The sequence below is a fragment of the Arthrobacter sp. MDT2-16 genome (assembly GCF_054510925.1).
In genome coordinates this window covers 441,048-455,368 of sequence record NZ_JBTNDP010000001.1, presented here as the reverse complement: position 1 = coordinate 455,368, position 14,321 = coordinate 441,048, and the positions used below count along the sequence as shown (strand labels likewise).

Sequence of the window (14,321 nt, the reverse complement as noted above, 5' to 3'; positions counted from 1 at the left end):
GATAGATGGTGGTTGGTGTCCCTCAGCAACCATCCTAGGCCAGCAGGGCTGTAACGCCGATCACGTTACGGGAATCCGAAGAAGCAGGAAGCAGTGGCTAACGCGCGCTCCGGGGGGTAAGCGTCAGGAGCACGGCTTCCGGCCGGCAGGCGAACCGGATCGGCGCGAAACGCGATGTCCCGATGCCGGCCGAGACGTTGAGCGGCACGGAGCGGCCGTCGTGCTCCCACTGCGTGAGCCCGCGGGCCCGCCAGGTGGGCAGGTCGCAGTTGCTGACCAGGGCACCGTAGCCGGGCACGCACACCTGGCCGCCGTGCGTGTGGCCGGCGAGGATCAGGTCCGCTCCGCCGTCGGTGAAGTAGTCCAGCACGCGCTGGTAGGGGGCGTGTGCCACGGCCACCCGGATGTGGGGCGCCTCGGCGGAGGTGCTGCTGCCCGCGGGGTAGGGCACATAGCGGTCACGGCCCAGGTGCGGATCGTCCACACCGGTGAAGTCGATGCGGAGGCCTCCGAAGCCGACGGACTGCGCCCGGTTGGTCAGGTCCACCCAGCCGGCAGCACCGAAGGCGCTGAACATGTCCGCCCACGGGAGGTCCTGGGGCTCCGACGCCTTCGGCGCGATGGACGGGCCGGCGAAGTACCGCAGCGGGTTCTTGAACACGGGGGCGTAGTAGTCGTTGGACCCGGGAACGAAGACGCCCGGCACCCCCAGGAGGGGTTCCAGCGCCTCGAGCAGCGGTCCCAGGGCTTTCCTGGAGCTCAGGTTGTCACCCGTGTTGACCACGAGGTCGGGCTTCAGGCTCGCGAGGCTGGAGAGCCAGTTCGCCTTCGACTTCTGCCCGGGGACCATGTGGATGTCGGACAGGTGCAGCACGCGCAGGGGAGAGGAGCCCTGCGGGAGGATGGGGAGGGTCTCCTCCCGCACCTGGTACAGCGTGCGCTCGACGGTCGAGGCGTAGGCGAGGGTTGCGGCCGCCGTGGTCAGGGTGAGGCCTGCCGCCCAGCCGAGCGGTGCCCCGCTCCGGGATGTAGAAGTCGATTTCACGCTAGCCGTTGCCTCCGTTGCCGTTGTTGCCGGCAGCGCCGCCGGTTCCTCCAGTGGTACCACCGGTGGTACCGCCGGTGCCAGTTCCACCGGTGTTCATCCCGGCGCCCGGGGTGGCGGGTGTGGTGGGGCGGGTGGGGTTGGTCCCGCGCTGGGTGCCGTTGATCATGGCAGCCGGAGGGTTGGCGAAGGGCGTGCCGACGTACAGGCCGGGGATCTGCTGCATGAAGCGTGCCCATGACGGGGCGGCGATCAGCGAACCGTCGATCTCGGGGTAGGTGCGCCCGCCGATCTGCAGGCCGCTCAGGGAGGTGTTGCCCTCCTTCCAGTTGCCGATCCAGCTCGCGGTGACCATGCCCGAGTTGTAGCCCATGAACCAGGTCTGCGAGCGCTGGTCGTTGGTGCCGGTCTTGCCGGCCATCGGGATGTCCCCGAACTCGAGCAGCTGGCCAGAACCGCTCTTGATGACCTCCTGGGTGGCGTAGTTGACGCCCTGGGCGGTCTCCTTGGAGATCGCCTGCTTGCAGGTCACGGGGGCTACCGGGTAGCTGGTGCCGTCCGCGGCGGTCACCTCGGTGATGGCCCGCGGCTGGCAGACACTGCCCTCGGCCGCGAACCCTCCGTACGCCGTCGCCATGGAGAGCGGTGCGACGTCCTGCACGCCGCCGATGAGTCCTGGCGCGAGGACGTCGAGGCTCTCCTCCTCGCCGCTGGCACTCTTGCCGTTGTGGATGCCCATGTCGTTCGCCATGCTGAAGATCTTGCACATGTCGAGCTGGCGGGCGGTCTCCATCGTGATGGTGTTGTAGGACTGGGCCAGTCCTCGCAGGACGGTGAAAGTGCCGTAGTTCGTGTCCCCGTAGTTCTGCGGGGAGTAGCCCTTGCCGTCGTCACTGAGGACGGTGTAGGAGCCGCCGGGGAGGCAGCTCGCAGGCCACTTGTCGCCCTCGGGGTAGACGCGCTTGCGGCCGTCGATGGCCGTGTTCAGGGAGCGGCCGGAATCCACCCATGCGGCGACCGTGAAGGGCTTGAAGGTCGACCCGGGCTGGAACCCGCCGACGCCGCCGAGGCTCTTCGCGGGATCGCCGCCCTGGTACTGGTCCACGTTGAAGTTGAGGACCGAGTCGCCGGGTGCCTCTCCGGGCATGTAGCGCGTGTTCTGGCCCATCGACAAGATGTTCCCCGTCTTGGGGTCGAGGCTCACCATGGAGTGGCCCACCGCGCCGTCGGTGCTGTCGGGGTTCGCGGTCTCGTTGATCGCGGTCTGTGCGGCCGCCTGGACGCGGGAGTCGAGCGTGGTCTTGATGGTGAGGCCGGACCGGTTCAGCACCTTCCTGCGCTGCTCCACCGTCTCGCCGTAGGCGGGGTCGTTGAGGATGAGGTGCGTGACGTAGTCGCAGAAGTACGGGGCCTGGGCGGCACCGACGCAGCCGCTCAGCGTCGGGGTGACATTGAGGCCGAGATCCGTGGCGACGGAGGCGTCGTACTCCTCCTGCGTGATCTTGCCGTGCACGAGCATGGCGTTGAGCACGAGGTTGCGCCGCTCGAGGGACCGTTCGGGGTTCTCCGTGGGGCTGTAGTAGCTCGGGCCGTTGACGAGGCCCGCCAGCAGGGCGCTCTGCGGGATGGACAGATCCTTGGCGTCCACGCTGAAGAAGTACTTGGACGCGGCCTGCACGCCGTAGCTCGTGCCGCTGAACTGCACGATGTTGAGGTAGCCCTCGAGGATCTCGTCCTTGCTGAGCTCCTTCTCGACGGCGATGGCCAGCTTCATCTCGCGGAGCTTGTCGCCGACGGACTTGCCGCCGCCGTTGAGCGTGACCTCCCCGCCGTTCTGGCGGGCCGAGTCGTTCAGGGTGTTCGTGACGAACTGCTGCGTGAGGGTCGATGCCCCGCGCTGGGTGCCGCTCGACACGTTGCTGGCGATCGCTCCGAGGATGCCCTCGAGATCCACGCCGCCGTGGTCGTAGTAGCGGTAGTCCTCGATCGCGATCAGGGCGTCCTTCATGTGCGGGGACACCTGATCGAGGGTGACGGGCTGGCGGTTCTCCTCGTAGAGGGTCGCGATGAGCGATCCGTCCGCGGCCAGGATGTTGGTCGGCTGGGCGAGTGCCTCGCGCTCCAGCTCGGCCGGCAGTTCCTCGAAGAACTGGAGGGAGGCGGAGGCGCCCGTACCCGCGGCGGCAGCCACGGGCACGAGGAGGCCCGCGGCGAGTACACCCGCGAGCCCACTGATCCCGAGGAATGCAATGATCTTGCCGAGGGTGGTTGCCGTGTCGAAGAGGGGTGATTTGCGCGCAGCCATTATTCCAGTTTACAAGCACGCGCTAGGCTTTCCTCATGACGAAATGGGAGTACTCCACGATTCCGCTCATCATCCATGCGACGAAGCAGATCCTCGACCAGTGGGGCGAGGACGGGTGGGAGCTCGTGCAGGTGGTCCCCGGACCGGACGGGAACGGCCTCGTGGCGTACCTCAAGAGGGAGAAGAGCTAGCAGTGCCTGCTGGAGATACCGCGGTTTCCGCCGTCGAGGCACGCCTCTCGGACCTCGGCATCGCCCTTCCCGACGTGGTCCCCCCGGTGGCCTCCTACGTCCCGGCCGTCGTCACCGGCAGCCACGTGTACACCTCGGGCCAGCTGCCCTTCATTGGGGGCAAACTCACAGCCACGGGCAAGGTCGGGGCCGACGTCGACGCCGCAGCGGCGGCGTCCCTCGCAGCCACCTGCGCCGTGAACGCCCTCGCCGCGATCAAGAGCCAGATCGGGGACCTCGACCGCATCACGCGGATCGTGAAGGTCGTCGGATACGTGGCATCCGATCCCTCGTTCACCGGTCAGCCCGCAGTGATCAACGGAGCGTCCGAGCTGCTCGGCGCCGTCCTGGGCGACGCCGGGGTGCATGCCCGGTCCGCCGTCGGCGTGGCCGTCCTCCCCCTCGACTCGCCCGTCGAGGTCGAGGTCATCGCGGAGTTCGTCTAGGCCGTGGACCGTCTCAGCACCCGGTTCTTCCCCGTGGCCCCGGACCAGCGCACGGCGGCGCAGAGCTGGATCGAACACGGGGAGCGCACACCGCTGAAGGCCCGGCCGGCGTCGTCCGTGGTCCTCCTGCGCGACAGCGCGATCGGCACGGAGACCTACCTGTCCTACCGGCGCGGGCAGTCGCCCCTGGGCGTCCTCGGTTTCCCGGGCGGGAGCATCGAGGAGTCCGACGACGACGAGCTGCGCTGGTTCGGGCCCACGCCGTCGATGTGGGCGAAGACCCTCGGCGTCGAGGACCACCGCGTGGCCCGCCGGCACGTGCTGTGCGCCATCCGGGAGCTGTTCGAGGAGACCGGCGTCCTGCTCGCCGGTCCCGATGCGTCGTCCCTCGTCGAGGGCACGCAGGTGAAGGAGTGGATGAAGGCGCGCGAGGCCATCAACGAGGGCGAGTGCCGCTTCGCGGACATCCTCGGCCGTCGCGGCCTCGGCGTCCGGACCGACCTCATCAAGCCGATCTCGCACTGGGTCACCCCCGACTTCGCGCACCGCCGCTTCGACACCCACTACTTCGCCGCGGCGCAGCCCGTGAACCAGGAGCCGAGCATCCTCGCGAGCAAGGGCGTCTGGGGACAGTGGCGCTGGGCGGCCCAGGAGATCGCCGACCGCGACACCACCCGGCTCGGCGACGAGGTGGGCCAGCCGAACACGGTGGGCCGCACCCTGAGCGAGCTGGCGGTGCCGGCGGTCGAGATCATCCTGGAGAAGATCGGCTCCTCGCGCGGCTGTATCGCCTACCTCTCCCACAAGCGCCCGGTGAAGCTGTACCACCCGCAGCTCGAGGAGCACGACGGCGATCTCGTGCTCCAGGTCGAGTGCCCCAAGCTCACCGAGGGCGGATCGGTGCAGCGGGGGCGCTGACGCCGCCGTCCGGCCACCCAGCTGACACCCCCACCCGGATGGCGGAAGGCACCCGCAGGCGGGTGCCTTCCGCCATCCGGACCTCAGCGGCTGCGCTGGCGCAGGCGCTGGATGTCGAGGATGACGACGGCGCGCGCCTCGAGGCGGAGCCAGCCGCGCTGGACGAACTCGGCGAGGGCCTTGTTGACCGTCTCGCGGGACGCCCCGACGAGCTGCGCGAGCTCCTCCTGCGTGAGTTCGTGCGCCACGAGGATGCCGTCGGTGGCCGGCCGGCCGAAGCGGTCCGCCAGATCCAGCAGGGCCTTCGCCACGCGCCCGGGGACGTCGGAGAAGACCAGGTCGGCGAGCGACTCGTTGGTGCGGCGGAGGCGGCGGGCGAGGGCCTGCAGCAGCTGGGCCGACACCTCGGGGCGTGTCTCGAGCAGGGCCCGGAGGTCCTCGTTCTTCAGCCCGGCGAGGCGCGTCTCGGACACGGCGGTCGCGGTCGCGGTGCGGGGACTCGGATCGAACAGTGCCATCTCGCCGAACAGCTCACCCGGGCCCAGGATCGCGAGGAGGTTCTCGCGCCCGTCCTGGGCGGTGCGTCCGAGCTTGATCTTGCCGGAGACGATGAAGTACAGCTGGTCGCCCTGGTCCCCCTCACGGAAGACCGACGAACCGCGGGGGAGATCCACCTCGATGAGCTCGTCCGTCAGCGCCGCGAAGACGTCGTCTCCCAGTGATGCGAAGAGGGGTGCCCGGCGCAGTACCTCGATGTCCATGAATTCTCCTGATGCGTGGTGTCGTTCCGCGGCTGTCCCCGCTGTCTTCTCCTGTCCATCTTGCCGTACCGGAGCGGATGTGACGACTGATACACGCTTCGATCGCTGCCGGGAGGCCCGCATCCAGCGGCTCGGGACCGTACTCCCACGCTCTTCCCATGACGCGCCGCTAGAATCGCTCGCAGTGTCGGGATGCACGCCGTTCTCCCGCCGTCCAGAGCCAGGGAGAACGTTCGTGCCGGAATTCAGCCTCGCGGGGTTCACGCTCCTCGACCTCGTCCTGGTCGTGGTCCTCCTCGGCTACCTCGTGACAGGGCTCCGCAACGGCCTCCTCGTCACCCTCGGCGGCATCGCGGGCTTCGTCGCCGGGGCCGTCGCCGCGTTCTTCGCCATCCCCCTCGTCAGCGCGTGGGTCCCCGACAACCCGTGGCGCCTGATCGCCGTGATCGGCACGGTGGTGGTGCTCATCATCGTCGGTCAGGCCGTCGGATCGGCGCTGGGGGCGTCCATCCGCCGGTGGTCCGATTTCCCACCGCTGCGCATCATCGACCGCATCCTCGGCGGCGTCGTGAACGTCGTCGTCGCGGCGCTCGTCCTGTCGATGCTCGCCTTCGGCGTCGGGACCCTCGGCGTCCCCTTCCTGTCCCAGCAGATCGCGTCCTCGCAGGTGATCCGGGCGATCGACACGGCCACACCCGGTCCCGTACGCACCTGGATGGCGCAACTGCGCACCATCGCGGTCGACGACGGCATCCCCACCATCCTCGAGAGCGTGGGACCCGCGACGCCGGCCGCTGTGCCCGACGCCTCTGTGGACACCCCGGAACTCGCCGCCGCCGCCGCGTCGGTGGTCCGCATCACCGGGACGGCCTTCCAGTGCGGCCAGAACCAGACCGGCTCCGGATTCGTCGTCGCACCGGGACGGGTGATCACCAATGCGCACGTCGTCGCCGGTGTGGACGAGCCCGTCGTGGAGGTCCCCGGCGGCGGTGCGCTGCCCGGTCGGGTGGTGCAGCTCGACACGGCCCGCGACATCGCCGTGATCGCCGTCGACGACCTGCGGGCCGCTCCGTTGCCGCTCGGCCAGGAACTGGACAACGGGACGACGGCGGCGTTCGCCGGCTACCCCGCGGGCGGCCCCTACCGGATCCAGCCCGCGAGCGTCCAGGGCCTGTCACCCGTGCTCGTCAACAACATCTACGGCGCCGAGCCGCAGCCGCTCCAGGTCTACAGCCTCGCCGCGAACGTCCAGCAGGGGAACTCCGGCGGACCCCTGCTGGATCTGCAGGGCCGCGTGGCCGGCGTCGTCTTCGCGAAGTCCACGGCCGATGCGCCCGTCGGGTACGCATTGTCCCTCGAGGAACTGCGCCCCATCGCCGAGAGCGCGCCCGATCTGGCCGAGGCCGTCTCGGCCGGGCAGTGCGCCCGAGGCTAGGGCAGACCCCGCTGCTACGCTTTCACCGCACGGCCCGCTCTCGGATCAGGGGGAACTGCGTTGTCCCAGGAATCAACCGCACGCACGGGGCGGACACGACTGGCCACGCCGCCGGTGTTCATGTACCACTCGATCAGCCCGTCCCGCCTGCCGGATCCGCACCGGTTGCGGGTCCACCCGGACCGGCTGGACCGGCACCTGGGACTGCTGCGGCGACTGGGGTTACGCGGGGTGTCGCTGTCCGAGTTGCTGCGCGCGGGCGAACGCGGGGAGGCACGCCGCCTCGTCGGCCTCACGTTCGACGATGGCTACACCGACTACCTCGAGCACGCCCTCCCGGCCCTGCAGCGCCACGGCATGAGCAGCACGCTCTATGTGGTGGCCGGTGGGCTCGGCGGCACCAACGAGTGGGACGACGGCCCCCGGCTCGGTCTTCTCGACGCCGATCAGGTGCGTGCCGTCGCCGCTGCGGGGCAGGAGGTCGGCAGCCACACCATGACCCATCCCCACCTGCGCGGTGTCGGTGCCGACTCCCTGGTCGAGGAGATCAGTGGAAGCCGGGAGGTCCTGCAGGACGTCCTGCAGACCGGAGTCGCGAGCTTCTGCTACCCGTACGGCGAGTTCGACGAGGCCGCCACCGGTGCCGTCCGTGCGGCCGGGTACGACCACGGGTGCGTGATCGGGGACTACGACCCGGGCGACCGGTTCACCCTGCCGCGCTGCTACATCAGCCCCCGGGACACCCCGGCGCACCTGGTGGCCCGCATGGTGCGGCACTCACTGCGCCTGGGACTGCGCGGGCGTCGCTGATCCCGCACCGTCATCGGAGCGCGTCGGCCGGGCCGCCTTCCGCGCACGCCGTGCCTCCACCGCCAGCAGCACGCGCTTCGCGGCACGCCGCGCAGCGAGGAGACCGTCGGCGGAGACCATCGCCGCGCGGCCCCGCATCGTCCGGGGCACCCGTAACTGATGGAGCGGCACGGACCGCGCGGCGAAGTCGGACTTGTACGGTTCGTCACCCACCGTGAGGTCGAAGTAGGACTTGCCCCGGCGGATGGCGTCCTGCACCAGGCCGTCGACGATCAGGAGCCCGAGCGAGTAGTTCCGGAGACGTTCGACGTCGTAGCCCACGAGCAGGAACAGTTCCCGGTCGGGCTCCACCAGATCGAGGGCGATCGCGACCGGCTCGGCTCCGACGTCCAGCACGACGAGCCGTCCCGGGCCTCCGAGGCGCACGCTGTCCTCGGCGACGGCCTGGTAGAAGGCAAAGGTGGCATCGTCCTGCACGAGGTCCACGCCGCGCCGTTCGGCGAAACGGGCCGACCGGAAGGCGCGCATCCTCCGCATCAGGGGCTCGACCTCGGCGGCGGCCGTCACCACGCGCAGGACCCGCTCGCCCTTGGGGCGCAGACGCTTGTACTTGCGCTCGAGGTGCCGCACGAACGCCGCGTCCAGGGTCCCGCGCCACGCTTCCGGGGTGCCCTCCAGGGTCATCAGGTGGGTGTCGTAGTGGTGGCGGCGCACGAGCGCACCGCCCAGTAGCGCGGCCATCGCGTCGGGGGAGCCCACGACGCGGTCCACGCGGAGCAGGTCGAAGCCCCCGAGCGTGCGACGGATCCCGGCGACGACCTCCGGACGACGCGAGAGTTCCACCAGCACCGGTTGCGGGACGACGGCGGCGTTGTAGTCCGCCACTCCGAGGTCGGCGAAGGTGAGCGTACGAACGGCCCCGCCGACGCGGACCAGCGGCAGCACCAGCACCAGCCCCCGGTCGGTCTCCCGCCGAACGGTCACCACGACCGGTCGGGCGCCCCGGGCCGGAGCCAGCGTGGTGTAGAGGCGGTGCAGCCAGACGCCGTGCTGGAACGACGTAGCCCCGGAGTCGGCGTGCAGGGCGGCGTACTCGGCGGACAGGAAGTCGAAATCGTCCTCACGCCCGATGATGTAGCTCATCGCGGTCCTCGCCTCCGGGGTCGTCGTCGCACCACTCAGGACACAGCCGAGCCCACGACGATCTCGGGCCGACCGGATCCTGCGGGACGGCCCGGTATCGGCGATTCGCGGCCGGGTGGGGTCAGAGTACCAGCAGCCTCCTCCGGGAGCGCCGGTCCGTCGGGCAGCGCCTGCGCCCGCGGCGCGGACCGGGAAGTCCCGGCCCGGTGCGGCCGCCGCTTCAGAGCCATTCGATCGATTGCCCGTGCGGCCCGGTGCGCGCGACCGACCGACCGTTGTGCTGCAGCACGAACCTGCCGTCCTCCTCACCCGCCACCCTCTCCAGGGCGCCGGGCACCCCGTCGAGCGTGCCGGCGCCCTCGTGCGACAGCCAGTGCACGGGGCGGTCCCGGTCCGCTGCGAGCCGCAGCATCGTGTCGCGGAACCGCTGCCGTCCCTCGGCGTCGAGGTACGCGAGGACGGCACTGTGGAACACGACGACGACGGCGTCGGACGGTGCGCGCCCGATGAGGGGCAGGAGCTGCTCGTTGAGGTCGCCACGCACGAGCAGCGGCGGGTCCTCCCGCACCACACCCAACGCGGCCCTGAGGCGCTCGGCGCGGAAGCCGTGCTCGGGCCAGACGAGGGCCTCGAGCCACCGCACGTCATCCGCATCCCCCGCGTCGAGCGGGTTCAGGTCGATACCCGCCCGCCAGGTGACGGCGGGAGGCGCCGACGGGAGCGGGACGGCCCCGGTCACCGAGCACGCGAGGGGCGGGACCGGGGAGCCCGCAGCGGGCGTGAGGGTCGGGCCGGGGGAGTAGGCGTACGCATACCGGTCGGGGAAGAGGCACGCGCCCGCCGACGCGCCGACCTCGATGAGTGCCAGCGGCCTGCCCTCCCCGGCGCTGATCGCGGCGAGACTCGGCAGCAGGACGGCGCAGCGCCCCGCCTCGTTCGTCTGGGTGGTCCGCGTCTCCATGACGTGGCGTATCTCCTCCCAGTGCCCGACGACGAACGAGCGGAAGGCGCGGTAGCCGCCGAGGGGCACCCCGGCGAAGCGGGCCGCGCCGAGGAACAGGACCGGCTGGCGGCGCGCCGGCGGAAGGGAGTCGAGCAGGGCGAGGACCTCGTCGTCGTCGCTCACACCCGTGCACCACTCGTCGTACAGGGGCGAGTACCCACGGGCGTCGGTCTCCGCGAAGCGCCGGTAGCGCGCGGATGTGGTCATTTCTGTCCCGCTCATCGATCCTCCCGTTTCGCAGGTATTTCCCCGGTGTAACCCGCAACCGCCGGGCTGCGCATGATGCCAAATCGTAACCACTCCGGCCCCCGAAATACTGTTACGGGCCTTCCCGGAAGTTAGGCTCGTCACACGGATCAGCGCGCTCGCCGCCGTGGTCCCACGGCTGCCGGTAGATCCGGTAGGAATCACTCGTCCACCAGGAGCACTTATGTCTAACCGAGGCACATCCGTGCGCGGCGCAGGTTTCGCGAGGAAACGCGCGGCGCTCACAGCAGGATTCTCCATCGCAGCACTCCTCCTCACCGGCTGCGTGCAGAGCCAGCGTGAGGAGAACACGGGCGCCGAGGGTGAGGGCGACACCGCCGTCGACTCCACCTTCGTCTTTGCCGCGTCCTCCGACCCCAAGTCGCTCGATCCCGCGTTCGCCAGCGACGGCGAGTCCTTCCGGGTCAGTCGCCAGATCTTCGAGGGGCTCGTCGGAGTGGAGCCCGGTACGGCCGATCCCGCCCCGCTGCTCGCCGAGTCCTGGGAGACCGCCGAGGACGGCCTGTCCACCGTCTTCCAGCTCAAGGAGGGCGTGACCTTCCACGACGGCACGCCGTTCGATGCGGAGGCCGTCTGCTTCAACTTCGACCGCTGGTACAACTGGACCGGCATCCAGCAGGCCGAGTCGACGTCGTACTACTACGGTTCCCTGTTCCGCGGCTTCGTGGACAGCCCCGACAAGGCCGTCTACGAGTCCTGCGAGGCCAATGGCGACAACGAAGTCACCATCAACCTCGCCAAGCCGTTCGCAGGGTTCATCGCAGCACTGTCGCTGCCGTCCTTCGCCATGCAGAGCCCCACGGCGCTCGAGGAGTACGCCGCGGACGAGATCGGCGGCACCGCGGAAGCGCCCTCGCTCAGCGAGTACGCCCTCGGCCATCCCGTGGGTACCGGCCCGTTCAAGTTCGATTCCTGGGACGTGGGGCAGCAGGTCGACCTGTCCATCTACGAGGACTACTGGGGCGACAAGGGCCAGATCACCAAGACGATCTTCCGCATCATCGACGATCCGCAGGCACGCCGCCAGGCCCTCGAGGCCGGGGACATCGACGGCTACGACCTCGTGGCACCCGCGGACACGCAGTCGCTGAAGGACGCCGGCTACAACGTCACGCCGCGTGACCCGTTCACCATCCTCTACCTGGGCATGAACCAGGCCGTCCCCGAGCTGAAGGACGTCAAGGTCCGTCAGGCCATCTCGCACGCCATCGACAAGGATGCGCTCGTGGCGCAGACCCTGCCCGAGGGCACGAAGGTCGCCACGCAGTTCATCCCCGAGGTCGTCGACGGCTACAACGAGGACGTCACCACGTACGACTACGACCCCGAGCGCGCCAAGGAGCTGCTGGCCGAGGCGGGCTACCCCGACGGCTTCGAGGTGACGTTCAACTACCCGACGAACGTCTCGCGTCCGTACATGCCCACCCCTGAGCAGGTCTTCACCAACCTGCAGGCACAGCTCGCCGAGGTGGGCATCACCGTCAAGCCGGCTCCCGCAGCGTGGTCCCCCGACTACCTGAACCAGGTGCAGGCGACCCCGGACCACGGCATCCACCTGCTCGGCTGGACCGGCGACTACAACGACACCGACAACTTCATCGGCGTCTTCTTCGGCAAGGAGAAGCTGGAGTACGGCTTCAACAACCCCGAGCTGTTCGCCGCCCTCGACGAAGCACGCGGGGTTAGCGACCGCGAGCAGCAGACGGAGCTCTACAAGGAGATCAACGAGCAGATCGCCCAGTTCAACCCGGCGGTCCCGCTCGCCCATCCCGCTCCGTCGCTGGCCTTCGCGCCGCGCGTCACCTCCTACCCGGCAAGCCCCGTCAACGACGAGGTCTTCACCGATATCGAGCTGAGCGAGTAGCAGCAGGACGCAGCACGGGCCGGCCACTGATCCCGGTGGCCGGCCCGTGCTCGTGCTACCCCTGCCCGGCTGTCGCCGGTCAACCCGGAAGGACCCCCAGTGTTACGCGTCATCGGTAAACGGATAGCTCTGCTCATCCCCACCCTCTTCGGCCTGTCCCTCCTGCTGTTCCTGTGGGTGCGCAGTCTCCCCGGCGGTCCGGCCACCGCGCTGCTCGGCGAGAAGGCCACCCCCGAGGCGATCGCCCGGATCAACGAGCTGTACGGTTTCGACCGCCCCCTCATCACCCAGTACCTGACGTACATCGGCAAGCTGCTGCAGGGCGACTTCGGCGTCTCCATCAACACGGGCCGCCCCGTGCTCGAGGAGTTCGCCACCCGGTTCCCCGCGACGGTGGAGCTCGCCGTCGTGGCCCTGGTCTTCGCGATCGGTGTCGGCATCCCGCTCGGGTATCTTGCCGCACGGCACTACGCCCGGCTCCTCGACCACAGCTCCGTGGTGCTGAGCCTCATCGGCATCACCGTGCCCGTGTTCTTCCTGGCCTTCATCCTCAAGTACCTGTTCGCGATCCAGTGGTCGATCCTGCCGCCCGACGGCCGGCAGAACCCCCGGCTCGACGCCACGCACTACACGCAGTTCTACGTGCTGGACGGGCTGCTGACGGGTGAGTACGACGCCGCGTGGGACGCCTTCCTGCACCTGATCCTCCCCGGCCTCGCCCTCGGCACAATCCCGCTGGCGATCATCGTCCGGATCACGCGCGCCTCGGTCCTCGAGGTGCAGAACGCCGACTACGTCCGTACGGCCCGCGCGAAGGGCCTGATGGAACGCACCATCCGCGGCCGATTCATCCTGCGCAACGCCATGCTCCCGGTCGTCACGACGATCGGCCTGCAGCTCGGCCTGCTCATCTCGGGGGCGGTGCTGACGGAGACGGTCTTCGCGTTCAACGGGATCGGCAGGTTCCTGCGCGATGCCATCTTCGGGCTGGACTATCCCGTGCTGCAGGGCTTCATCATCTTCATCGCGATCCTCTACGCGCTGATCAACCTGATCGTGGACCTGTCCTACTCCGTCATCGACCCGAGGGTGCGTGTGCAATGAGTGCCATCCTGCCTCCCGCCGTCGCCGGTTCGCCGGCCCCCAGCGATCCCGCGATGGAGCCCGAGCGCGGCACCGGCCTCTGGAAGGACGCGTACCTGCGCCTGCGCAGGAACCCGCAGGCGATCGTGGGCGCCGTCATCATCGGCCTGTTCCTGCTCGTGGCCGTCCTCGCCCCGATCCTCGCGCCGCACGGTGGCGACGACCTGCCCGGGCGCACCTCGATCACGCCCACGACCATCCCGGGCCCCGGGGAGATCGACGGCTTCCCGCTGGGCCTCGACCGCTTCGGCGGGGACGTGCTCAGCAAGCTGATCTGGGGCGCGCAGGCCTCGCTCATGATCGGCGTCGTCTCGACCGCTCTCGGCCTCGCGGGCGGCATGCTGCTCGGTGTGCTGGCCGGTGGCCTCGGCGGCTGGGTGGACAGCCTCATCATGCGCTTCGTGGACATCCTGCTGTCCGTGCCGCACCTGCTGCTCGCGGTCAGCATCGCCGCGGTGCTGGGGCAGGGCTCCTACGCCATCATGATCGCCATCGGCGTGTCGCAGATCCCCATCTTCGCGAGGCTGCTGCGCTCCACCATGCTGTCCCAGCGGGGTGCCGACTACATCCTGGCGGCGCAGACCCTCGGACTCAGCCGCAGGACCATCACGATGAGCCACCTGCTGCCCAACAGCATGGGCCCGGTGATCGTGCAGGCCACGCTGACCCTGGCGACCGCCGTCATCGACGCGGCGGCGCTGTCCTTCCTCGGGCTCGGCGGTGGACTGCCCCAGGCCGCGGAGTGGGGGCGCATGCTCACCTATGCGCAGGCCGAGCTCGCGGTCGCGCCGCAGCTGGCCTTCCTGCCGGGTGCTTGCATCGCCATCACGGCGCTCGGCTTCACGCTCCTCGGGGAGTCGCTGCGCGAGGCCCTCGACCCGAAGACGCGCAGGAAGTAGGACGCGCTGCGCACGACGGCGGCCGCCGGCCCTCGGGCCGGTGGCCGTCGTC

At 69.7% G+C, this 14,321-nt stretch carries 13 protein-coding genes; 8 read left to right on the top strand and 5 right to left on the bottom strand.

The window, feature by feature from the left end; genetic code table 11:
• Positions 1-97: 97 nt before the first annotated feature.
• Together ACX80N_RS02235 and ACX80N_RS02230 are read right to left on the bottom strand one after the other, a co-directional pair.
• Positions 98-1,045 (bottom strand): metallophosphoesterase, encoded by a 948-nt coding sequence (locus ACX80N_RS02235; protein WP_105033166.1) that lies wholly within the window; start codon positions 1,043-1,045, stop codon positions 98-100.
• Between the two features lies 1 nt (position 1,046).
• A complete protein-coding gene (locus ACX80N_RS02230; RefSeq protein WP_459338116.1) occupies positions 1,047-3,350 on the bottom strand; it encodes a transglycosylase domain-containing protein in 2,304 nt (767 codons plus the stop codon).
• Between the two features lie 35 nt (positions 3,351-3,385).
• On the opposite strand from ACX80N_RS02230, the gene ACX80N_RS02225 reads away from it, so the two are divergent.
• From ACX80N_RS02225 to ACX80N_RS02215, 3 genes are read left to right on the top strand one after another with little or no spacing between them, the layout of a single operon-like run.
• Positions 3,386-3,541, top strand: a complete 156-nt coding sequence (locus ACX80N_RS02225; protein WP_108724255.1) for a DUF4177 domain-containing protein — start codon at positions 3,386-3,388, stop codon at positions 3,539-3,541.
• Positions 3,542-3,543: 2 nt separating this feature from the next.
• The gene (locus tag ACX80N_RS02220; protein WP_459338115.1) at positions 3,544-4,026 is read left to right on the top strand and encodes a RidA family protein; all 483 of its coding nucleotides are present in this window, start codon (positions 3,544-3,546) and stop codon (positions 4,024-4,026) included.
• 3 nt (positions 4,027-4,029) lie between these two features.
• Positions 4,030-4,944 (top strand): NUDIX hydrolase, encoded by a 915-nt coding sequence (locus tag ACX80N_RS02215; protein ID WP_105033163.1) that lies wholly within the window; start codon positions 4,030-4,032, stop codon positions 4,942-4,944.
• 83 nt (positions 4,945-5,027) lie between these two features.
• Here ACX80N_RS02215 and ACX80N_RS02210 read toward each other — a convergent pair whose 3' ends face one another.
• Positions 5,028-5,705 (bottom strand): Crp/Fnr family transcriptional regulator, encoded by a 678-nt coding sequence (locus ACX80N_RS02210; protein WP_105033162.1) that lies wholly within the window; start codon positions 5,703-5,705, stop codon positions 5,028-5,030.
• Between the two features lie 235 nt (positions 5,706-5,940).
• Here ACX80N_RS02210 and ACX80N_RS02205 point away from each other — a divergent pair, with 235 nt between their 5' ends.
• Both ACX80N_RS02205 and ACX80N_RS02200 read left to right on the top strand, forming a co-directional pair.
• Positions 5,941-7,140, top strand: coding sequence for a MarP family serine protease (locus tag ACX80N_RS02205; protein ID WP_459338114.1), 1,200 nt, complete (start codon positions 5,941-5,943; stop codon positions 7,138-7,140).
• Between the two features lie 60 nt (positions 7,141-7,200).
• The gene (locus ACX80N_RS02200; RefSeq protein WP_459338113.1) at positions 7,201-7,950 is read left to right on the top strand and encodes a polysaccharide deacetylase family protein; all 750 of its coding nucleotides are present in this window, start codon (positions 7,201-7,203) and stop codon (positions 7,948-7,950) included.
• Here ACX80N_RS02200 and ACX80N_RS02195 read toward each other — a convergent pair.
• Positions 7,918-9,093 carry a GNAT family N-acetyltransferase gene (locus ACX80N_RS02195; protein WP_459338112.1) on the bottom strand — a complete coding sequence of 392 codons (1,176 nt, stop codon included), beginning with the start codon at positions 9,091-9,093 and terminating at the stop codon, positions 7,918-7,920. The two genes, ACX80N_RS02200 and ACX80N_RS02195, sit on opposite strands and share 33 nt — an antisense overlap.
• Before the next feature lie 220 nt (positions 9,094-9,313).
• Positions 9,314-10,318: a DUF2332 domain-containing protein gene (locus ACX80N_RS02190; protein ID WP_459338111.1), complete on the bottom strand. Its 1,005-nt coding sequence runs from the start codon at positions 10,316-10,318 to the stop codon at positions 9,314-9,316.
• A gap of 208 nt (positions 10,319-10,526) precedes the next feature.
• On the opposite strand from ACX80N_RS02190, the gene ACX80N_RS02185 reads away from it, so the two are divergent.
• From ACX80N_RS02185 to ACX80N_RS02175, 3 genes are all read left to right on the top strand, one after another.
• Positions 10,527-12,227: an ABC transporter substrate-binding protein gene (locus tag ACX80N_RS02185; RefSeq protein WP_459338110.1), complete on the top strand. Its 1,701-nt coding sequence runs from the start codon at positions 10,527-10,529 to the stop codon at positions 12,225-12,227.
• 99 nt (positions 12,228-12,326) lie between these two features.
• A complete protein-coding gene (locus ACX80N_RS02180) occupies positions 12,327-13,331 on the top strand; it encodes an ABC transporter permease (RefSeq protein ID WP_459338109.1) in 1,005 nt (334 codons plus the stop codon).
• Between the two features lie 53 nt (positions 13,332-13,384).
• Positions 13,385-14,269 (top strand): ABC transporter permease, encoded by an 885-nt coding sequence (locus ACX80N_RS02175; protein ID WP_459338464.1) that lies wholly within the window; start codon positions 13,385-13,387, stop codon positions 14,267-14,269.
• The last annotated feature ends 52 nt before the right edge of the window (positions 14,270-14,321 follow it).